This is a genomic window from Luteimonas lutimaris, assembly GCF_039537065.1.
GTDB lineage: Bacteria > Pseudomonadota > Gammaproteobacteria > Xanthomonadales > Xanthomonadaceae > Luteimonas > Luteimonas lutimaris.
On sequence record NZ_BAAAZU010000006.1, the window covers coordinates 385,895 to 406,533 of the forward strand.

Sequence of the window (20,639 nt, forward strand, 5' to 3'; positions counted from 1 at the left end):
GGCTACCGGACGGGTGCCGGCGGCGTGGTCGACCTGGCCCGGCGCCGCGAACCGGGCGTCGGTTCTCCGGGAGGCGATCGCCGGCCCTGCCGGCGCAGGTGAACGGGCGTTACGCCCGGTAGAACTCCCGGTACCACGCCACGAACCGCGCCACGCCGGTCTCGATCGGCGTCGACGGCGAGTAGCCGGTGTCGCGCTGCAGGGCGACGACATCGGCGTAGGTGTCGGGCACGTCGCCGGGCTGCAGCGGGAGCAGGTTCTTTTCGGCCTTGCGGCCCAGGCAGTCCTCGAGCACCTCGATGTAGCGCAGCAGCTCCACCGGGCGGTTGTTGCCGATGTTGTAGACGCGGTACGGCGCGCTGGACGTGGCCGGGGAGGGCGCGAGCGGGTCGTAGTCCGGGTCGGGCCCGGGCACGCGGTCGAGGGTGCGGATCACGCCTTCGACGATGTCGTCGATGTAGGTGAAATCGCGGGTGTGGTGGCCGTGGTTGAACACGTCGATCGGCTCGCCGGCGAGGATCCTGCGCGTGAACAGGAACAGCGCCATGTCCGGCCGGCCCCATGGCCCGTAGACGGTGAAGAAGCGCAGGCCGGTCGTCGGCAGGCCGAACAGGTGGCTGTAGGTGTGCGCCATCAGTTCGTTGGCCTTCTTGGTGGCCGCGTACATGCTTACCGGATGGTCGACGCTGTCCTCGACCGCGAACGGCAGCTTGCGGTTGTTGCCGTAGACCGAGCTGGACGAGGCGTAGACCAGGTGCCCGACGCCGTTGTGGCGGCAGGCCTCGAGGATGTTCATGAAGCCGACGATGTTGCTGTCGACGTAGGCGTGCGGGTTTTCCAGCGAATAGCGCACGCCGGCCTGCGCGGCCAGGTTGACCACGCGCTCGGGCTTGAAGTCGGAGAACGCCGCGTCCATCGCCGCGCGGTCCTCCAGCGATGCGCGCACGAACGAGAACCCGTCCAGCGGGTTCAGCCGCGCCAGCCTGGCGTCCTTCAGCCGCGGGTCGTAGTAGTCGTTGAGGTTGTCGTAGCCCAGCACCTGGTCGCCGCGCGCCAGCAGGCGCTCGCTGAGTTTCGAGCCGATGAAGCCGGCGGCGCCGGTGACGAGGATGCGCATGGTCGTGTTTTCGAGTGCGTGGAGGGAGGGGCAAAGATTAACGGGTCACGCGCGGCTGACACGGGACATGCCTTGCAGGAGCGGCTTCAGCCGCGCGCTTCTGCAGGTGGCTGCAGCGATTGCCGGGCTTCAAGCTCGCGGCCGAAGCCGCTCCTGCAGTGGCTCACAGGCAGCCGTCGACGCTCTCCCGCGGCAGCGCGCGCTTGACGTCGAACAGCACCGCGCCGGGTTTGGCGAATGCGCGCACGCCGTCGGCGCCGAGGGCGACGAAGCGTTCGTGCGCAACGGCAAGGATCACGGCGTCGTAGCCGCCCGGTCCAGGACTGTCGACCAGCGACAGGCCGTACTCGGCTTCGGCGTGTGCGGGCGCGACCCAGGGGTCGTGCACGTCGACGTCGACGTTGTAGCTCTTGAGCTCGCGGATGATGTCCACCACGCGGGTGTTGCGCAGGTCCGGGCAGTTCTCCTTGAACGCCAGTCCCAGCACCAGCACCTTCGCGCCCGAGGTCCGGAAGCCGCGCTGCTGCATCAGCTTCACCACGCGCTCGGCGACGTGGCCGCCCATGGCGTCGTTGATCCGGCGCCCGGCCAGGATCACGTCGGGGTGGTAGCCGATCTGCTGCGCCTTGTGGGTCAGGTAGTAGGGATCCACGCCGATGCAGTGGCCGCCGACCAGGCCCGGGCGGAACGGCAGGAAGTTCCACTTCGTGCCCGCCGCTTCCAGCACCTCGTGGGTGTCGATCCCGAGGCGGTGGAAGATTAGCGACAGTTCGTTGACCAGCGCGATGTTGACGTCGCGCTGGGTGTTTTCGATGACCTTGGCGGCCTCGGCGACGCGGATGCTGGAGGCCTTGTGGGTGCCGGCGGAGATGATGCTGGCGTAGAGCGCGTCGACGAAGCCGGCCGCCTCCGGCGTCGAGCCCGAGGTGACCTTGAGGATGGTTTCCAGCCGGTGTTCGCGGTCGCCCGGGTTGATCCGCTCGGGGCTGTAGCCGGCATGGAAGTCCTCGTTGAACTTCAACCCGGACTCGGCCTCGACGATCGGCACGCAGACTTCCTCGGTGGCACCCGGGTAGACGGTCGACTCGTACACGACCACGCCGCCGCGGCCGATCGCGCGACCGACGGTACGGCTGGCCGATTCCAGCGGGCGCAGGTCGGGGCGCTTGTAGTCGTCGATCGGCGTGGGCACGGTGACGATGAAGACGTTGCAGCCGGCCAGCGCGGCCGGGTCACTGGCGAACGCCAGTTTGTCCGCCGCCTCCAGTTCATCGGCCGACAGTTCCAGCGTGTGGTCGCGGTGCTCGCGAAGCTCGGCGATGCGGCCGGCGTCGATATCGAAGCCAAGCGTCGGGTAGCGGCGTCCGAAGGCGGCCGCCAGCGGCAGCCCCACGTAACCCAGGCCGATCACGGCAATGCGGATGTCGTCTTGTGCAGGCAGCGCCGCGGTCATGTCGTCGCAGTCATCGTGAAGCCCGGGCAGGGCGGCGCGGAACAGTCTATCGGACCGGCTCCGCCGCCGCGGTGGCGAGATGGGGTGTGGCCATGCCAACGCATTCGGCGGGGCGGCCAGGCCAGCGGCGGCCGGTCTGACCGCGGCGTTGCCGGAATCGGGCGCTTGCCGCGTTGGCAATGGGCAGCGTATCCCGACGGAGCAAACCAAGATGCGGGTCCTGGTGTGTGGAGGCGCCGGCTATATCGGCAGCCACGCCTGCACGGTGCTGGCCAGCCGCGGGCATGACCTGCTGGTGGCCGACAGCTTCGTCAACAGCTCGCCCTGCGTGTTCGACCGGCTGCAACGGATCATCGGGCGCCCGGTGCCGTTCCGACGCGCGGACCTGCGCGTGCGCGCGCAGGTCGAGGCGCTGTTCGACGGCCCGCGCTTCGACGCGGTCGTGCACTTCGCGGCGCTCAAGGCCGTGGGCGAATCCTGCGAGCGGCCGCTGGACTACTTCGACAACAACATCGCCGGCACCATCCACCTGCTGCAGGCGATGCAGGACGCGGGCGTGAAGCGGCTGGTGTTCAGCTCCTCGGCGACGGTCTACGGCGACCCCGCATGCGTGCCCGTCCGCGAGGACGCCGCGTTGTGCAGCACCAATCCCTACGGCCGCACGAAGCTGGTGATGGAGCAGCTGATCGGTGACCTGTGCGAAGCCGATCCGGCGTTCCGCGCCGCCAACCTGCGCTACTTCAACCCGGTTGGCGCCCATCCGTCCGGCCTGATCGGCGAAGATCCCGGCGGCGTGCCGAACAACCTGATGCCCTACATCAGCCAGGTCGCGGTCGGCCGGCGCGACAGGCTGCAAGTGTTCGGCGGCGACTGGCCCACCGCGGACGGCACCGGCGTGCGCGACTACCTGCACGTGATGGACCTCGCGCGCGCGCACGCGGACGCGATCGACTACCTGCTGCGCGAAGACCGCAGCCTGACCGTGAACCTGGGCACCGGCCGTGGCGTCAGCGTGCTGGAACTGGTGCACGCATTCGCGAAGGCGTCCGGACGGGAAGTCCCCTGCGAGATCGTCGCGCGCCGCCCCGGCGACGTGGCTGAGGTCTATGCGGACCCCTCGCTCGCGCAGCGGCTGCTGGGCTGGCGGGCGGAGCTTGGCATCGAGGCGATGTGCCGCGATGCGTGGCGGTGGCAGTCGATGAATCCGGAGGGATATGGCGGTTCAGAGCGCCTGGAAGACGCCTCACGCACCTCGGACGAACTCGCGCTCGCAAGCGCGTAGGCAGGGAAGGCAAGACAAAAGTGACCCGCGCTTCAGCGCGGGAACTGCTGCTTTTGCACTTTCTCTTTTCTTGCTCGCGCTGCTGCGACGCAAGATCGAGAGCGTTTCGCGCGCTGAGCGCGCGAGCCACCTTTCTTTGCTTGTGCAAAGAAACCTGGCGCAAAGAAACACACCCCGCCTGCGCGCCCGCTCCGCCGCTTCGGAGGGGCCCCGGAGATCAAGAGCAACGTCAGCGGCAAGACAACAGCAACAGCAGCAGCAGCCTCAGCCGCCGTTGGCGATCGCTACAGCGTTTGATCAGGGAGCGAGGAAGCGCGCTATCGCACTTGGCTCGCGCATCCACGCGAAGTGGTCGGGCTTCGTCCCCAGCGCCGCGGCATCGAACGTGGCGACGTCCAGCGGCGAGCGCGGGAGTTTCGAGAGCAGGAAGCGCAGCGAGGATTCGGGGGCCAGCCAGTCGCTGCGCATGACGGCGGCGCGGGCCGGGACTTCGACCGTTGCCATCGCGGCATCCAGGTCGAGGTCGATGCCGGCCGCGGCGTAGCGGCCGGCCAGGGCGGTGCGCGACCAGTCGCGGATCAGGCCGCGGGCTTCGTTGCCGCCGAATCCGATGCGGCGGCCGGGCAGGGCGCCGCGGGCGTCCGCCAGCCAGGGCAGGAAGCGGTAGGCCAGCGGCAGCCACCAGCGCGTCGGCGGGGGAAATGCACGCCAGTACGGCGCACCGCTGGCCACCAGCCACAGCGCGCCTGCCGCGGCAGGATCGAGCGCAAGCCGGCAACAGGCCAGCTGCCCGCCGAGGCTGTGGCCGCCGATCACGCGCATCGCGCCGGGCAGCAGCGCATCGATCGCGCGTTCGCTTTCCGGCAGGTCCACGGCGAGCAGCTCGCGGTAGCCCCAGTCGTGGTCGCGGTCCGGGCGCAGCGAACTGGAGCCGTTGCCGCGCCATTCGTGCAGGAACACCGCCACCCCGCGCGCGGCCAGCGCCTGCGCGAACGGCACGTAGTGCTTCGCGGCCACGCCCAGCGCGGGCAGCCAGAGCAGGCTGCGTTCGGCCTGTTCGGGCAGGTGGGCGAGCAGCGCGTAGCGGTGGCCGTCGGGCGTTGCGAGCGGGATCTCGCGCGTTGCGACCGCGGCGGCTGGTACTGGTGTCACGGGCGTCGCGCGCCGAAGTGGTCGAGCACGCGCACCGCGCCGCGGCCGGGCGCGTAGCCGCGCAGCAGCGCGTCGTGAACGTAGGCGATCGCAGCGGCACACGCATCGACGGGCGAATGGCCGAGGCAGAGGTTGGCGGCGATCGCGGAGGCCAGGGTGCAGCCAGTGCCGTGGCCGTCGACATCCATGCGCGGCTGTTGCCAGCGTGTGCTGGTCGTGGCGTCGGCGTAGCGGTCGACGACCCTGTCACCTTCGTCGAGATGGCCGCCCTTGAGCAGCACGGAGCCGGCGCCCAGCGCGCGCAGGGCCTGCGCGGCTTCGTCAGCGGCCGCGCCATCGGTGATCTTCCGGCCCAGCAGCAGCTCGGCTTCGGGCGTGTTGGGCGTCAGCACCGTGGCCATCGGCAGCAGTCGCGTGCGCAGGGCGTCGAGGGCATCGGCTTCCAGCAGCCGCGCACCGGAGGTGGCGACCATGACCGGGTCGAGCACGACGTGCGGCGGCCGGTGCGCCTGCAGGGCGTCGGCGACCGCGTGGATCACCTCGGCCGAAGCCAGCATCCCCAGCTTCACCGCGCCGATGTCGAAGTCCTCGAAGCAGGCATCGACCTGGGCGCGCAGGAAGGCCACCGGCGGCACGTGCACCGCGGTCACGCCGCGGGTGTGCTGCGCGGTCAGCGCGGCGATCGCCGACAGGCCGTGCACGCCGTGCGCGGCGAAGGTTTTCAGGTCGGCCTGGATGCCGGCGCCGCCGCCGGAATCGGAGCCGGCGATGGTCAGGGCGCTGATGGGTCGGGACATGGACTGGACTCGTGCGTTGCGCGCGCGATTGCGCTGGCCTGTGTGTCGGCAGACTTTACAGGGAAGGGTGCGACTGCAGTATCATGTCCTTATAGTGATGTTCAGTACATCATTCTGGAAGTTTCCGACGGGTATGACGCGATGATGACGGCGGCACAGATGCGCGCGGCGCGCGCCCTGATCGGGATCGACCAGCGCACGCTGGCGCGCCTGTCGGGCGTGTCGCTGCCGACGATCCAGCGGATGGAAGCCAGCGCAGGCAACGTGCGCGGGATTGTCGATTCGCTGACCAAGGTCGTCGCCGCGCTGGACGCGGCGGGCGTGGAGCTGATCGGCGAGAACGCGGCCAGCGCCGCCGGCGGCCGCGGCGTGCGGCTCAAGTCTGGAGGCGGCGCGTGATCGCCGCGCTCGAAGCCGCGCGCGCCGGGTTGTTCCGGCGCGAACACTGGATGCCCAACATCATTGCCGGCGTGATCGTCGGCGTGGTCGCACTGCCGCTGGCGATGGCGTTCGCGATCGCCTCCGGGGTCAAGCCGGAGCAGGGGCTGTACACGGCGATCATCGCCGGCATCGCGGTGTCGCTGTTCGGCGGTTCGCGGATCCAGATCGCCGGGCCGACCGGCGCCTTCATCGTGATCCTGGCCGGCGTGGTGGCGCAGTTCGGCGTCAGCGGCCTGCTGCTGGCCACGCTGATGGCCGGCGTGATGCTGGTGGTGATGGGGCTGGCACGGCTGGGCGCGGTGATCCGCTTCATTCCCGATCCGGTGATCGTCGGTTTCACCGCCGGCATCGCGGTGATCATCTGGGTCGGGCAGTGGCAGTACTTCTTCGGCCTGCCGGCGCCGGGCGAGGGTCCGTTCTACCTCAAGACCTGGCACCTGCTGCAGTCGTTCGGGCAGTTGCACCCGGCCACGTCGCTGCTGGCGCTGGGCAGCCTGGCGCTGGCGGTGCTGGGGCCGCGCATCCCGGGCCTGTCGCGGGTGCCGGGGCCGCTGCTGGCGATGGTGGTGGCGACGGCGGTGGTGACCGTGTTCAAGCTGCCCGGCGTGGCCACGATCGAGTCGACGTTCGGCGAGATCCCGCGCGCGCTGCCAACGCTGCAGATGCCGGACATGACCTTCGACCGGATCCTGCTGCTGCTACCGTCGGCGTTCACCATCGCCATGCTCGGCGCGATCGAGTCGCTGCTTTCGGCGGTGGTGGCCGACGGCATGGCCGGGACCAGGCACGATTCCAACCAGGAACTGGTCGGACAGGGCGTGGCCAACATCCTCTCCCCGCTGTTCGGAGGCATCGCCGCGACCGGCGCGATCGCGCGCACCGCCACCAACATCCGCAACGGCGGCACCATGCCGCTCGCGGGCATCGTGCACGCGCTCACCCTGCTGCTGATCCTGCTGATCCTCGCGCCCTACGCGGGCAAGGTGCCGCTGTGCGCACTGGCGGCGATCCTGTTCGTCGTGGCCTGGAACATGAGCGAGGCGCGACGCTTCCTGCGCCTGGTGCGCAAGGCGCCGCGCGCGGACGTGGTCATCCTGCTGATCACCTTCGCCCTGACCATCCTCACCGACCTGGTGGTGGCGGTGAACATCGGCGTGATCCTGGCGATGTTCCAGTTCATGCGCCGGATGAGCGCGTCGGTGGAAGTGGTCGAGCACGGCCAGGCGAGCCTGCGCCAGGAACTGGCCGAAGCCGGCCTCGACGCGCTGCCGCGTGACGTGGTGGTGTACGCGATCGAAGGACCGTTCTTCTTCGGCTCGGTCGACTCGCTGGAGCGCGCGCTGTCGTGGACCCGGGAGCCGCCGAAACACGTTGTGCTGCGGCTGGAGCACGTGCCGTTCATGGATGCGACCGGCCTGAAGCGGCTGGAGTCGACCATCGGCAACCTGCGCACGCGCGGCATCGAAGTGCTGCCCACCGGCGCCAACATGCGCGTGCTGCGCAAGCTGGCGCGCGCCGAGATCGTGCGGCGCGAGGAGCCAGGCAGCTACTTCAAGGACCTGTCGTCGGCGCTGCAGTACGTGGAGTCGGCGCGCGGTAATACGGGGAATGTTGCGGCTGCCTGATCGCAGGCTTGCCGGGCAAGCAATCGCCGCTCTTTTTGCCTTTGGAATCGCCGCGAGGTCGGAACGCGGGAGCGGAGGCGCCTGGGTGCGAAATAAAGGAGGAGGCCTCGGAACGAGGCCGGGGGACATTCGCAACCAGGCGCCTCCGCTCCCGCGCCCGGGACATCCAGGGAGCAACGCTTTTCCCAGATTGGGACGAGGACCCGGCTACAGCACCTCGGACGCGTAATCCGCCAGCCGCGAACGCTCGCCGCGGCGCAGGGTGATGTGCGCGCTGTGGGCCCAGTTCTTGAATCGGTCCACGGCGTAAGTCAGGCCCGAGGTGGTTTCGGTGAGGTAGGGCGTGTCGATCTGCTCGACGTTGCCCAGGCACACGATCTTGGTGCCCGGGCCGGCGCGGGTGACCAGCGTCTTCATCTGCTTGGGCGTGAGGTTCTGCGCCTCGTCCAGGATCAGCCAGCGGCTCAGGAACGTGCGCCCGCGCATGAAGTTGAGCGAACGGATCTTGATCCGCGACGCCAGCAGGTCGTTCGTCGCCGCGCGGCCCCAGCTGCCGCCTTCCTGGTTGTGGGTCAGCACTTCCAGGTTGTCGGTCAGCGCGCCCATCCACGGCGTCATCTTTTCTTCCTCCGTGCCGGGCAGGAAGCCGATGTCGTCGCCGACGCTGACGGTCGCGCGGGTCATGATGATCTCGCGGTAGCGCTGCGCGTCCATCGTCTGCGCCAGGCCCGCGGCCAGCGCCAGCAGGGTCTTGCCGGTGCCGGCGGTGCCCAGCAGGGTGACGAAATCGACCTCCGGGTCCATCAGCGCGTTGAGCGCGAAGTTCTGCTCGCGATTGCGCGCGTTGATGCCCCACACCGAGTGCGAACTGCTGCGGTAGTCGTCGACCACCTGCAGGGTCGCGCGGCCTTCCTCGACCTTGGTCACGCGCAACTCGGTCTGTTCGTCGCCGGGCAGGTACAGGAACTGGTTCGGATACCAGTCCTCGTCCTCGCCCAGCGCCATTTCGTAGAACGTGCGGCCCTTGTCGGTCCAGGACTTGAGGTCCTTGCCATGGCGCTGCCAGAAGTCCTCGGACAGCGGGTTGGCGCCCGTGTACAGCAGGCTGAAATCGTCGAGTGCGCGGTCGTTCTCGTAATCCTCGCTGGCGATGCCGGCGATCGCGGCCTTGATCCGCAGGTTGATGTCCTTGGAGACGAACACCACCGGCGTATCCGGTTCCGCCTTCTGCAGCGCGAGGATCGAATCGATGATGTCGTTGTCGGCCTTGTCGCCGCCGCGCTTGCGCGCTTCCAGCGCGCCAAGCTGGAAACGCAGCCGGCCGATGCTGTCCGCACCGCGCAGCTGCAGCCCGTTGGGGCGCCTGAGCGCCAGGCCGGAGGCGATCTTGTCGGCGCCCTCGGCCTCGATCAGCTCGTTGATGAAACGGCTGACCTGGCGCGCGTTGCGGCTGGCTTCGGACGTGCCCTTCTTGCCGTTGTCGAGCTCCTCGATCACCTGCATCGGCAGGAATACGTCGTGCTCCTCGAACTTGAACAGCGCGGTCGGGTCGTGCATCAGCACGTTGGTGTCGAGCACGTAGATGCGCTTGCCTTTGGTCATCGGGGGCTTCCGTCGCTGGAGTGGTTGTCGTGCGGGCAGGGGCGGACCACCGCGTCCCGCGGAGCGGGGCAGTGGAGGCGTGCGGAAACGGGGGGCATCACGTCGGTCGTGCCGCCTTCAGTGCGTCGAACACGGCCTGCGCGTGGCCTGGCACCCTGACCTTGCGCCAGGCTTCCGCGATCCGGCCCTCCGGGTCGACCAGGAACGTACTGCGCTCGATGCCCATGACCTTGCGGCCGTACATGTTCTTCTCGTGGATCACGTCGAAGGCACGGCACAGCGTTTCGTCGGCATCGCTGACCAGGTCGAACCTGAAGCCCTGCTTCGCGCAGAAGTTCTGGTGGCTTTTCAGCGAGTCGCGCGAGACGCCCAGCACGGTCGCGCCGAGCTTGCGGAACTTCGGCAGCAGCGCATTGAAGTCGATGCCTTCGGTGGTGCAGCCCGGCGTCGAATCCTTGGGGTAGAAGTACAGCACCAGCCACTGGCCGGCATAGTCGCCGAGCTTCGTGGTTTCGCCGCTCGACAGCGCCAGCGGCAGCTTCGCCGGCACCTTGTCGCCGGGATTGATCGCGTAGGTGTCGGGCATCAGAACTTCATCGGGTCCATGATGGCGTCGAGGTTCAGGTGGTCGCAGAACTCGAGGAAATCGTCGCGCAGCGCGGCGATGTGCATGTCCGCCGGCACGCCGATCGTGACCTGTGCCGAGAACATGTCCGCGCCGGTCTGCATCGCGCGGTAGCGCGAGCAGTGCAGGCTTTCGATCGTGATGCCCTGGCGGTCGAAGAAGTCGGCCAGCTGGAACAGGATGCCCGGCTTGTCCGAGGCGACCACCTCGACGATGTACGGTAGCAGGTTGGATTGCACGGGCTTGGGGCCGGTGCGGTACCAGATCAGCTTCAGGCCTTCCTCGCGCTCCAGCCGCGTGAGCATGGCCTCGAGCTTGGCGACCGAGTCCCAGGAGCCGGTTGCCAGCGCGGTGACGGAGACGTCGCGGCCGACCGTGGACAGGCGGGTGTCGACCAGGTTGCAGCCGCTGTCGGAAATGCGCCGCGTCACCGGCAGCAGGGGGGACTGCGGATGCGTCGTGTAGGCGTTGATCAGCAGGTGGTTCTCGTTCGGCGCGGGGCGTGCAGCAGTGTCGGGGTCGGTCAAGGCGGCGTCCGGTGCGAGAAGGTCTTCAGCATACGGCCCGGCGTGGCCGGGAGGCTTCCGCCAGCATACTTGCCCGTGCTTTCACGCCGCAAGTAAGATCGGTCGCGATCGGACTCCCGGCCCGGGAGTCCCGTTCGAGCGCCCGCGCCCACGCGCGGCCCCCTGAATTCAAGCCCGGCGGACCCCCAGCTTGCGACTTTCCGGAAGCATCACCGCGCTGGCGACGCCGTTCACGGCCGCCGGCGAACTCGATCTCGACGCCTGGCGCCGCCTGCTGCAGGCGCAGCGCGAAGGCGGCACCCATGCCGTGGTCGTCGCCGGGTCCACCGGCGAGGCCGCGGCGCTGTTCGAAGCCGAATACGACACGCTGCTGCGCGCGGCGGTGGAGGAACTCGGCGGGCAGCTGCCGGTGGTCGCCGGGACCGGGCTGTCGAACACCGCCAGGACGATCGAACAGACCCGCCGCGCCGCCGCGCTGGGCGCCGACGCCGCGCTGGTGGTCACGCCGCCCTACGTCCGCCCCACGCAGGCCGGGCTGGCCGCGCATTTCCGCGCGGTGGCCGACGACGGCGCGTTGCCGGTGGTGCTCTACAACGTGCCCGGGCGCACCGGCTGCGACCTGCTGCCGGACACCGTGGCCGGACTGGCCGGGCACGCGCGCATCGCCGGCATCAAGGAGGCGCGCAACGAACCCGAACGCATGCAGGCGCTGCTGCCGCTGCGCGACGACGGCTTCTGCGTGCTCAGCGGCGACGACCCGACCGCGGTGCGCGCGATGCTGGCCGGCGCGGACGGCGTGGTGTCGGTGGCCTCCAACGTGGTGCCGGCGAGTTTCCGCCGGCTCTGCGACCTGGCGCGCGGCGGCGAGGAGGCCGCGGCGGAGGCGCTGGATGCGCAGCTGCGGGCTCTCTACGAGTTCCTTGGCCTCGAATCCAATCCGATCCCGCTCAAGGCGCTGCTGGCGCGGCGCGGCTTCGGCCACGGCCTGCGCCTGCCGTTGACGACGCTCTCGCCCGAACACGCCGCCCTGGCCGGACAGATCGCCGAAGCGGTCGACCGGCTCGAGGCCGCTGCCGCGAATGACAACGCCAGCTGACGCGACGGCCGCGGCCGGCCGGCGCGGCCGGCCAAGCAGTGAACACCCCTTTCCGGCCGCGATACACTCGCGGCCTGACCTGCAGGAGATCCAGATGCGCCTTCCCCTTTCCCCGATCCGCTTCCTCGCCGTGGCAGTGCTGGCCGTCGCCGTGCTCGGCGCTTCCGGCTGCAGCTGGTTCCGCAAGGGCAGCGATCTCTACGCCCAGAGCCCGGAGAACCGTCCGCTGGAAGTGCCGCCGGACCTGAACCTGCCCGACACCTCCGGCGCGATGAAGCTCCCCGGCGATTCGCCGGAATCGGTGACGCGCTCGTCGATGGCCCCGCGCCCGGCAGCGGCGCAGGATGCGGGCTTCACCGTGCAGGGCGACCGCGACGAGGTGTTCAACCGGATCGGCGAGATACTGGCCGCGACCGACGGCGTGACCATCGCCAGCAAGGCGCAGATCCTGGGCACCTACGACCTGGACTACCAGGGCAGCAAGTTCCTGCTGCGGGTGAGCAAGACCGGCGAAGGCGCCTATGTCTCGGCCGTCGACCCGCGCGGCATGCCGGCCTCCGGTGAGGCGCCGGCCAAGCTGGTGTCGGACCTGAAGGCCGCGCTCGGCGGCAATTGATCGCCGCTTCCGCTTTCACATGACAGGCAGCCGCCGGTGGTGCGGCGGCGCCTGGGCCGTCGTGCCGGCGCTCGCCTTCGCGCTCGCGCTGGCGGGTTGCCACCGTGCGCCCAGGCCGACGCCGCCTCCGCCGATCCCGGACGATGGCGGTGCGTTCACCGTCGCCGAAAGCATGCTCGACACCTGGAACACCATCGGCCAGGTCCTGGTCCGGCTGGATGGCGTCGAGTACCTGGGGCGCGCGCAGATGCTGGGCCTGTACGACGTGAACTACCGCGGCGAGCACTTCCTCGTCCGTGCCCGCGCGCTGCCGCTCGAAACGGCCGGGCAGGGCCTGCGCACCCACGTCGACGCACTGGCGCGGCAGGGCGGGGCGTATCGCAGCGAGGCGTCGTTCGACCTGCTGCAACAACTGGCGCAAACGGTGCCGGTGGAGGTCGCGCGCTACCGGCAGCCGGTCAGGCTGCCCGGGGAAGACAAGCGCTGAGGACCAGGCTCAGCGCTCCAGCAGCGGCAGCTTGTCGGGTTTGCCTTCCCATTCCTTGGCGTCGGGCGGGGCATCCTTGCGGGCGTTGATGACCGGCCAGTCCTTCGACAGCTCGGCGTTGATCGCCACGAACTGTTCCTGCCCGGCGGGGACGTCGTCCTCCGGGTAGATCGCGCTGATCGGGCATTCGGGCTCGCACAGGGTGCAATCGATGCACTCGTCCGGGTCGATCACGAGGAAGTTCGGCCCTTCGTGGAAGCAGTCGACCGGGCAGACCTCGACGCAGTCTGTGTACTTGCACTTGATGCAGTTCTCGGTGACGACGAAGGGCATGGACGGGACTCTGGTTCGATGGCGCGGCCATTTTAACGGCTTGGGGGTGGGGCTGCCGTTGCTTCCCGTGGGAGCGGCTTCGGCCCCGAGCTTTTCTACCGTCGCCGGTCGCCATTCAGAGCGCGCGGCTGAAGTCGCTCCTGCAAAGGCGGGCGGTGCTGGCCGGGAATGGCGGAGCTTGAAGCGCGAAGCCCGCGCAGTGCGCGGGCTCCCCCAACCCGTTCCCTGTCCGGCCCGGCGCAGCGCGCCGGTCGTTCGGGCGGTTGCACGACAGTGCCGTGCAAGCAAACCGCCCTCACCCCCCGCAGGCGGGGGAAGGGCGATCGTGTCGGGCTGGAGCCGGTTCCGGTGGCATTGCCGCGCGTTGCGCGCGTAGCACTGGAAACGACGTTTTTTTGGCGCTCCCTACGGGATTCGAACCCGTGTTTTAGCCTTGAGAGGGCCACGTCCTAGGCCTCTAGACGAAGGGAGCAGGGTGTCGCCTGGGCGACGCCGGTTGGACGACCGGCCCACTCGGCGCCTGTCCGGGCCGCGCGGCTTGCTAGTATAGCAGTGATATGGGTGCCGCCAAGCGGTTGCCCCACCCGAATTCCACCTGGCTGCCCGATGCCGACCCAGTCCCAACCTGCTTCCGTGACCCTGCGGGTCGTCCCCCGTGACCAGCACCCGATCTCGCGCAAGGACATCAGTCCCAACGCGCTGCGCGTGCTGTACCGCCTGCGCGACGGCGGCCACCAGGCGTTCCTGGTCGGCGGCGCCGTGCGCGACCTGATGGTCGGCGGCCATCCCAAGGATTTCGACATCGCCACCAGCGCCACGCCGGAGGAGGTCAAGCACCTGTTCCGCAACTGCCGCCTGATCGGCCGGCGCTTCCGCCTGGCGCACGTGGTGTTCGGGCGCGAGATCATCGAGGTCGCCACCTTCCGCGCCAACGTCGACGACGGCAGCGGCGACCGCCAGGTCCACGACGACGGCCGCCTGCTGCGCGACAACGTCTACGGCACGATCGAGGACGACGCGGTGCGGCGCGACTTCACCGCCAACGCGCTGTACTACACGATCGAGGACTTCTCGATCCACGACTACGTCGGCGGCTTCGAGGACGTCCGCAACCGCGTGCTCAAGCTGATCGGCGACCCGGAAACGCGCTACCACGAAGACCCGGTGCGAATGCTGCGCGTGGTGCGCTTCGCGGCCAAGCTCGGCTTCGACATCGACGATGCCACTGCCGCGCCGGTGCCCGCGCTGGCGCCGCTGCTGGCCGAGGCCGCGCCGGCGCGGCTGTTCGAGGAATGCCTGAAGATGTTCCTGTCCGGCTACGGGGAAGCGTGCTTCCTGGGGCTGGAGCGCTTCGGGTTGTATGCGGTGCTGTTCCCGGAATCGGCGGCCGCGCTCAAGGCCAACCGCAGCGGCGCGCTGCGGCGGGTGGTACTCGAGGGCCTGCGCGGGACCGATGCGCGGGTGCATGCCGACGAACCGGTCTCGCCCGCGTTCCTGTTCGCGCTGCTGCTGTGGCCGGCCTATTGCCGCGCGCTGATCGAGCTGCAGGGGCAGGGCGTGCATGCCATCGAGGCGCAGCGACGCGCGGCCGACCGGGTGACGGTGCATGAGCTGTCCACCATCGCGCTGCCGCGCCGCTTCTCGCTGCCGATGCAGGAGATCTGGCTGCTGCAGTCTCGGCTGACGTCGGCCCAGTCCGGCGCGCGGCCGCGCAAGCGGGTGATGCGCACGCTGGCGCACCCGCGCTTCCGCGCCGCGTTCGATTTCCTGGTGCTGCGCCAGGTGGCCTCGGACGGGCATGCAGACGACGTCGCGTTCTGGCGCGAAGCGCAGGCCGATCCCGACAACGCGATCGCCCTGCAGCCGCCGCCGGGCGATGAAGAAGGCGAGGGCGAAGGCGGGGACGGCGAACGTTCCGCGCCGCGTCGCCGCCGTCGCCGCCGCAGGTCCGCCGCGCCCACCGGATGAACCCGCCCGTGATCGCCTTCGTCGGCCTCGGCGGCAACGTCGGCGATGCCGCCGCGACCCTGCGCGAGGCGTTCACCGCGCTCGACGGCCTGCCCGACACGCGCCTGCTGCGCGCCTCGCCGCTCTACTGCACGCCGGCCTGGGGACGCGTGGACCAGCCCGACTTCATCAACGCCGCGGCGAAGCTCGAAACGCGCCTGGAAGCACGCGCGCTGCTGGGTGCGCTGCTGGACGTGGAGCGCCGGTTCGGCCGCGACCGCCACGACGACGACGCGCGCTGGGGCCCGCGCACGCTCGACCTCGACCTGCTGCTGTTCGGCGATGCGTCCATCGACGCGCCGGGCCTGCGCGTTCCGCACCCGTACCTGCATGAGCGTGCGTTCGTGCTGGTGCCGCTGGCGGCGATCGCGCCGGAGACGGTGATCCCCGGCCATGGAACGGTGCGTTCGGCGCTTGCCGGCTTGGCCGCGGACGGGATCGAAGCGCTACCCTGACGGCCCGCCATCGCGGCGCGCCAGCCTTTCCGGAACCCCGCATGTATACCCCCGACGACCGCAAGCCCCTCACCGTCCCGGCGCTGGCCGAAGCCAAGCGCGGCGGCCACAAACTGGCGATGCTCACCGCCTACGACGCCGGCTTCGCGCGGGCGTTCGACGACAGCGGCGTCGACCTGCTGCTGGTCGGCGACTCGCTGGGCATGGTGGTGCAGGGGCACGATTCGACCCTGCCGGTGACGGTCGACGACATCGCCTACCACACGGCCTGCGTCGCACGCGGCGTGTCGCGCGCGCTGCTGGTGGCGGACCTGCCGTTCCAGGCCGACGCGACGCCGGAACGCGCGCTCGATGCGTCCACACGCCTGCTGCAGGCCGGCGCGCGGATGGTCAAGCTCGAAGGCGCCGGCCACAAGCTCGAGGTCATCCGCTTCCTGGTCGAGCGCGAGATCCCGGTCTGCGCCCACCTCGGCCTGACCCCGCAGTCGGTGCTTCGCCTGGGCGGCTACAAGGTGCAGGGACGCGAGGACGAAGCTGCCCGCAAGCTGCGCGCCGATGCCAGCGCGGTCGCCGATGCGGGCGCCGCGCTGCTGGTGCTCGAATGCGTGCCCTCGCCGTTGGCGCAGGCGATCACCACGGATGTCGCGATTCCGACCATCGGCATCGGCGCCGGCCCGCACTGCGACGGCCAGGTGCTGGTGCTGCACGACATCCTCGGCCTGCAGGGCGGGCACCGGCCGAAGTTCGTCAAGGATTTCCTCGCCGAAGGCGGCTCGGTCGCCGGCGCCGTGCAGGCCTACGTCGCGGCGGTACGCGACGGCAGCTTCCCGGATGCGGCGCATTCGTACGCTTGACGCCATGATCGAAACCGTCACCGGACTCGCCGACCTGCGCAAGCGGGTGTCGCAGTGGAAGCGCGAGGGCCTGCGTGTCGGCTTCGTGCCGACGATGGGCAACCTGCACGCCGGGCACTTCTCGCTGGTGGCGCTTGCGCGCCGGCACGCCGACCGCGTGGTCGCCAGTGTGTTCGTCAATCCCACCCAGTTCGGGCCGGACGAGGATTTCGCGCGCTATCCACGCACGCCGGAAGACGACGCCGCCGGACTCGAAGCCGCCGGCTGCGACCTGATGTGGATGCCGTCGGTGGACACGATGTACCCCTTCGGCGCCGACAACGCGGTGCGCATGCGCGTGCCGGGGATCACCGACGTGCTCGAAGGCGCGCACCGGCCCGGGCACTTCGACGGCGTGGTCACGGTGGTGTCGCGGCTGTTCAACCAGGTGCAGCCGGACGCGGCTGCGTTCGGGCGCAAGGACTACCAGCAGCTGGCGGTGATCCGGTATTTCGTCCGCGACCTGGCGTTCCCGGTCGAACTGCTGCCGGCCGACATCGTGCGCGAGTCCGACGGCCTGGCGATGAGTTCGCGCAACCAGTACCTCGCCCCGGACGAGCGCGCCGCGGCGCCGACGATCCACCGCACCCTGCTGGCGATGCGCGAGGCGGTGCAGGCAGGCACGTCCTGCGCGGAAGTCGAGGCGCAGGCGGTGGCGATGCTGGAGGCCGCCGGATTCGCGGTCGACTACGCCGCGGTGCGCGACCGCCAGCTGGCCACACCTGCTGGCGACACCGGCGAGCTGGTCGCCCTCGTCGCCGCGCGGCTGGGGCGCACGCGGCTGATCGACAACCTCGAGTTCATCCGCTAGCCGGGCACGGCGCGGTGTCCGGGGCGGCTACGCCCCGCGCTTCCAGCGCACGCCCTGCGGCGTGTCCTCGAGCAGGATGCCTTCGGCCGCGAGCTGGTCGCGGATCGCGTCGGCGCGGGCGAAGTCGCGCGCCTTCTTCGCCGCCGCGCGTTCGTCGACCAGCGCCTGGATGCGGGCGTCGTCGCCGCTGCCGGCGCCGCGGGCGAACCAGTCGGCCGGCACCTGCTGCAGCAGGCCCAACGCCAGCCCGGCGCCGAGCAGCCGGGACTTCAGCCGCACGCGTTCGTCGTGGTCGCCGGCCTTGCGTGCGGCGGAGGCGATCGCGGCCAGTTCGGCCAGCGCCTGCGGGGTGTTGAGGTCGTCGTCGAGCGCGGCCTCGACCGCGGCCGGGATTTCGGGCGTTGCAGCGATGTCGCCGAGATCTCGCAGGGTGCCGTACAGCCGGTCCAGCGTGCGCAGGGACTGTTCGACCAGCGCCGGCGACCAGTCCAGCGGCTGCCGGTAGTGCGCCGACAGCAGCGCGTACCGCAGCGCCTCGGGCGGGTGCGCGCGCACCAGGTCGTGGACCTTTTCGATGTTGCCCAGCGACTTGCTCATCTTGGCGCCACCGAAGTTGAGCATGCCGTTGTGCAGCCAGAAGCGCGCGAACGTGGCGCCGCCGTGCGCGCACTCGCTCTGCGCGATCTCGTTTTCGTGGTGCGGGAACTGCAGGTCGACACCGCCGGCGTGGATGTCGATGGTGTCGCCCAGGTGCGCGGCGGCCATCGCCGAGCATTCGATGTGCCAGCCCGGGCGACCGCGGCCCCACGGCGAATCCCAGCCGGGCAGCTCCGGGGTGGAGGGCTTCCACAGCACGAAGTCGCCGGGGTCACGCTTGTACGGTGCGACCTCGACCCGTGCCCCGGCCAGCATCTCGTCGGGGTCGCGGCGCGAGAGCTTGCCGTAGCCGGCGAAGCTGGCCACCGAAAACAGTACGTGGCCTTCGGCGGCGTAGGCGTGGCCGGAGGCGACCAGCCCCTCGATCATCCCCACGATCTGCGCGATGTGCGCCGTGGCCTCGGGTTCGATGTCCGGCGGCGCCACGCCCAGCGCGGCCATGTCCTCGCGGTAGGCGGCGGCGAAACGGTCGGTGATGGTGGAGATCGGTACGCCCTGTTCGATCGCCGCGGCGTTGATCTTGTCGTCCACGTCGGTGATGTTGCGGGCGTACTTCAGCGCCCCGTACCGGCGCCGGAGCAGGTCGGCCAGGACGCCGAACACCACCGGCCCGCGCGCGTTGCCGATGTGCACGTAGTTGTAGACCGTCGGCCCGCAGACATACATCGTGGGGCAGGCGGGGTCGAGCGGGGAGAAATCCTCGACCCGCCGGGTCAGGTTGTTGTGCAGGCGCAGGGTCATCGCGGTCGGTCGCGGGAATGGCCAGCGATTCTACCGGCCGCGCCGGGGCCGGGCCACGACAGCCGGGATTCAGCCCCTTTCGGCGGGGTGCCTCTACACTGCATGCCGTCCCGGTAGGTGTCCCGTCCAGAGATGCTTCGAATCCGCACGCTGTCCCCGCTGCTGCAGGTGGCGCTCCTGCTGGTCGCCTCCGTGATCGGGCCGGCGCGTGCGCAGCAGTCGCCGCAGCAGACGGTGATCCAGGTCGAGAACGTGCGCACCGAATACGCCCGCGTGCTGCGCGCGCAGCCGGTCTACCAGACCCTGCGCGCCACGGCGATGGTGGAGGTGTGCGAGGACGGCGTACCGGCCGCGGATGGCGAGGAGAAAAGCCGGCTGGCGCGGGTGGTGGGGGCGGTGAAGGACGCGCTGACCCCGGGCAAGGACGCGGAAGAAGACGCGACAACCGTCCAGCCCCGCGAAGGCTGTCAGCTGGTGCCGACCGAACGCGAGTTCCAGCGGCCGATCGCCTACGACGTCGACTACGTCCACCACGGCGTGAAGTACCGATCGCGCATGCCCTACGACCCGGGCGACCGGCTGCGGGTGCGGGTGTCGATCACGCCGATCGTGTCGGGCGGCCCCTGAGACGCTTGCGGGCCGCACGGCGGCGTGCGACGATGCCGCCGCAATGCAGCAGCCCCGCGCCAACGCCGACATCCTGACCTCCGCCCGCATGGCAGCGGGCATGACCTCGCGCGCGCGCCGACCGGACACCCGAACCGCCGGGTAGCCGGAGCCTGCCGTCACTGGAGTTCCTGCACGAAACCCGGCCCTGTGCCGGGTTTTTTCGTTTCCGGCGCGGGAGCCGCCCACCAGGCCACACGCGCCGAAAGCGAGACCGACAATGAAGCACTTCCTCAACACCCAGGACTGGAGCCGCGCCGAACTCGACGCCGTGCTGACGCAGGCTGCGCGCTTCAAGCGCAGCCCGGCCGGCGACGCGCTCCGCGGCAAGTCGATTGCGCTGGTGTTCTTCAATCCTTCCCTGCGCACACGCACCAGTTTCGAGCTGGGCGCCTTCCAGCTCGGCGGCCATGCGGTGGTGCTGCAGCCGGGCAAGGATGCCTGGCCGATCGAGTTCGACCTGGGCACGGTGATGGACGGCGAGGCCGAGGAGCACATCGCCGAGGTCGCCCGGGTGCTGGGGCGCTACGCGGACATGATCGGCGTGCGCGCGTTCCCGAAGTTCGTCGACTGGTCGCTGGACCGGCAGGACCGGGTGCTGCAGGGCTTCGCGAAACATTCGCCGGTGCCGGTGATCAACATGGAGACGATTACCCACCCCTGCCAGGAGCTTGCGCATGCGATGGCCCTGCAGGAACGCTTCGGCACCACCGATCTTCGCGGCAGGAAGTACGTCCTCACCTGGACCTACCATCCCAAGGCGCTCAACACCGCGGTCGCCAATTCCGCGCTGACCATCGCCACCCGCATGGGCATGGACGTCACCCTGCTGTGCCCCACGCCCGAATACGTGCTCGACGAGCGCTACATGGGCTGGGCCGCGCAGAACGTGGCCGAAAGCGGCGGTTCGCTGCAGGTCAGCCACGACATCGACAGCGCCTACGCCGGCGCCGACGTCGTCTACGCCAAGAGCTGGGGCGCGCTGCCGTACTTCGGCAACTGGGAAGCCGAGAAGCCGATCCGCGACCAGTACCGGCACTTCATCGTCGACGAGGCCAAGATGGCGCTGACCAACGACGGCGTGTTCTCCCACTGCCTGCCGCTGCGCCGCAACGTCAAGGCGACCGACGCGGTGATGGATTCGCCGGCCTGCATTGCCATCGACGAGGCGGAGAACCGGCTGCATGTGCAGAAGGCGGTGATGGCGGCTTTGGCGGGACGCGGGACCCGGGACGCGGGACCCGAATAGAGCAACG

General features: G+C 69.9%; 21 protein-coding genes and 1 tRNA gene. 12 read left to right on the top strand and 10 right to left on the bottom strand.

Features of this window, described 5'->3' with window-relative positions:
• Positions 1-109: 109 nt before the first annotated feature.
• Positions 110-1,117, bottom strand: coding sequence for an NAD-dependent epimerase (locus ABD679_RS08280; RefSeq protein ID WP_344759476.1), 1,008 nt, complete (start codon positions 1,115-1,117; stop codon positions 110-112).
• Between the two features lie 163 nt (positions 1,118-1,280).
• Positions 1,281-2,570, bottom strand: coding sequence for a nucleotide sugar dehydrogenase (locus ABD679_RS08285; RefSeq protein WP_344759477.1), 1,290 nt, complete (start codon positions 2,568-2,570; stop codon positions 1,281-1,283).
• Between the two features lie 211 nt (positions 2,571-2,781).
• Here ABD679_RS08285 and galE point away from each other — a divergent pair, with 211 nt between their 5' ends.
• Positions 2,782-3,852: a UDP-glucose 4-epimerase GalE gene (galE, locus tag ABD679_RS08290; protein ID WP_344759478.1), complete on the top strand. Its 1,071-nt coding sequence runs from the start codon at positions 2,782-2,784 to the stop codon at positions 3,850-3,852.
• Positions 3,853-4,149: 297 nt separating this feature from the next.
• On the opposite strand, the gene ABD679_RS08295 is transcribed toward galE, so the two are convergent.
• Entirely contained in the window at positions 4,150-5,004 is an 855-nt protein-coding gene (locus ABD679_RS08295; protein WP_344759479.1) for an alpha/beta hydrolase family protein, read from the bottom strand.
• Positions 5,001-5,801 (bottom strand): bifunctional hydroxymethylpyrimidine kinase/phosphomethylpyrimidine kinase, encoded by an 801-nt coding sequence (gene thiD, locus ABD679_RS08300; protein WP_344759480.1) that lies wholly within the window; start codon positions 5,799-5,801, stop codon positions 5,001-5,003. Before thiD ends, ABD679_RS08295 begins: the two co-directional genes overlap by 4 nt.
• Positions 5,802-5,945: 144 nt before the next feature.
• On the opposite strand from thiD, the gene ABD679_RS08305 reads away from it, so the two are divergent.
• Entirely contained in the window at positions 5,946-6,200 is a 255-nt protein-coding gene (locus ABD679_RS08305; RefSeq protein ID WP_344759481.1) for a helix-turn-helix domain-containing protein, read from the top strand.
• Positions 6,197-7,867 carry a SulP family inorganic anion transporter gene (locus ABD679_RS08310; protein WP_344759482.1) on the top strand — a complete coding sequence of 557 codons (1,671 nt, stop codon included), beginning with the start codon at positions 6,197-6,199 and terminating at the stop codon, positions 7,865-7,867. The genes ABD679_RS08305 and ABD679_RS08310 overlap by 4 nt, the downstream gene beginning before the upstream one ends.
• 207 nt (positions 7,868-8,074) lie before the next feature.
• Here ABD679_RS08310 and ABD679_RS08315 read toward each other — a convergent pair whose 3' ends face one another.
• The 3 genes from ABD679_RS08315 to ABD679_RS08325 form a co-directional block, all read right to left on the bottom strand.
• Positions 8,075-9,469, bottom strand: coding sequence for a PhoH family protein (locus ABD679_RS08315; RefSeq protein WP_344759483.1), 1,395 nt, complete (start codon positions 9,467-9,469; stop codon positions 8,075-8,077).
• 97 nt (positions 9,470-9,566) lie between these two features.
• Positions 9,567-10,055, bottom strand: a complete 489-nt coding sequence (locus ABD679_RS08320; protein WP_344759484.1) for a peroxiredoxin — start codon at positions 10,053-10,055, stop codon at positions 9,567-9,569.
• The gene (locus ABD679_RS08325; RefSeq protein ID WP_344759485.1) at positions 10,055-10,621 is read right to left on the bottom strand and encodes a glycine cleavage system transcriptional repressor; all 567 of its coding nucleotides are present in this window, start codon (positions 10,619-10,621) and stop codon (positions 10,055-10,057) included. The genes ABD679_RS08320 and ABD679_RS08325 overlap by 1 nt, the downstream gene beginning before the upstream one ends.
• Before the next feature lie 190 nt (positions 10,622-10,811).
• On the opposite strand from ABD679_RS08325, the gene dapA reads away from it, so the two are divergent.
• From dapA to ABD679_RS08340, 3 genes are all read left to right on the top strand, one after another.
• Positions 10,812-11,717 (top strand): 4-hydroxy-tetrahydrodipicolinate synthase, encoded by a 906-nt coding sequence (dapA, locus tag ABD679_RS08330; protein ID WP_344759486.1) that lies wholly within the window; start codon positions 10,812-10,814, stop codon positions 11,715-11,717.
• A gap of 94 nt (positions 11,718-11,811) precedes the next feature.
• On the top strand, positions 11,812-12,333 hold the full coding sequence (locus ABD679_RS08335) for a hypothetical protein (protein ID WP_344759487.1): 522 nt from the start codon (positions 11,812-11,814) through the stop codon (positions 12,331-12,333).
• A gap of 19 nt (positions 12,334-12,352) precedes the next feature.
• Complete coding sequence (locus ABD679_RS08340) at positions 12,353-12,820, top strand: hypothetical protein (RefSeq protein WP_344759488.1); 468 nt, start codon at positions 12,353-12,355, stop codon at positions 12,818-12,820.
• A gap of 9 nt (positions 12,821-12,829) precedes the next feature.
• Here ABD679_RS08340 and fdxA read toward each other — a convergent pair whose 3' ends face one another.
• Entirely contained in the window at positions 12,830-13,153 is a 324-nt protein-coding gene (fdxA, locus tag ABD679_RS08345) for a ferredoxin FdxA (RefSeq protein ID WP_344759489.1), read from the bottom strand.
• Between the two features lie 396 nt (positions 13,154-13,549).
• Positions 13,550-13,625: transfer RNA gene (locus ABD679_RS08350), tRNA-Glu, on the bottom strand.
• Positions 13,626-13,759: 134 nt separating this feature from the next.
• Between ABD679_RS08350 and pcnB the strand changes: the two genes are divergently transcribed.
• From pcnB to panC, 4 genes are read left to right on the top strand one after another with little or no spacing between them, the layout of a single operon-like run.
• Complete coding sequence (gene pcnB / locus ABD679_RS08355) at positions 13,760-15,121, top strand: polynucleotide adenylyltransferase PcnB (protein ID WP_344759490.1); 1,362 nt, start codon at positions 13,760-13,762, stop codon at positions 15,119-15,121.
• Positions 15,118-15,615, top strand: a complete 498-nt coding sequence (gene folK, locus ABD679_RS08360; RefSeq protein ID WP_344759491.1) for a 2-amino-4-hydroxy-6-hydroxymethyldihydropteridine diphosphokinase — start codon at positions 15,118-15,120, stop codon at positions 15,613-15,615. Before pcnB ends, folK begins: the two co-directional genes overlap by 4 nt.
• A gap of 41 nt (positions 15,616-15,656) precedes the next feature.
• Positions 15,657-16,469: a 3-methyl-2-oxobutanoate hydroxymethyltransferase gene (gene panB, locus ABD679_RS08365; RefSeq protein WP_344759492.1), complete on the top strand. Its 813-nt coding sequence runs from the start codon at positions 15,657-15,659 to the stop codon at positions 16,467-16,469.
• Between the two features lie 4 nt (positions 16,470-16,473).
• Positions 16,474-17,319, top strand: a complete 846-nt coding sequence (gene panC / locus ABD679_RS08370; protein ID WP_344759493.1) for a pantoate--beta-alanine ligase — start codon at positions 16,474-16,476, stop codon at positions 17,317-17,319.
• Positions 17,320-17,346: 27 nt separating this feature from the next.
• On the opposite strand, the gene cysS is transcribed toward panC, so the two are convergent.
• Positions 17,347-18,717, bottom strand: coding sequence for a cysteine--tRNA ligase (cysS, locus tag ABD679_RS08375; RefSeq protein WP_344759494.1), 1,371 nt, complete (start codon positions 18,715-18,717; stop codon positions 17,347-17,349).
• 132 nt (positions 18,718-18,849) lie between these two features.
• Between cysS and ABD679_RS08380 the strand changes: the two genes are divergently transcribed.
• Both ABD679_RS08380 and ABD679_RS08385 read left to right on the top strand, forming a co-directional pair.
• Complete coding sequence (locus ABD679_RS08380; protein WP_344759495.1) at positions 18,850-19,344, top strand: hypothetical protein; 495 nt, start codon at positions 18,850-18,852, stop codon at positions 19,342-19,344.
• A 259-nt stretch (positions 19,345-19,603) separates the two neighbouring features.
• A complete protein-coding gene (locus tag ABD679_RS08385; protein WP_344759496.1) occupies positions 19,604-20,632 on the top strand; it encodes an N-acetylornithine carbamoyltransferase in 1,029 nt (342 codons plus the stop codon).
• Positions 20,633-20,639: the final 7 nt, after the last annotated feature.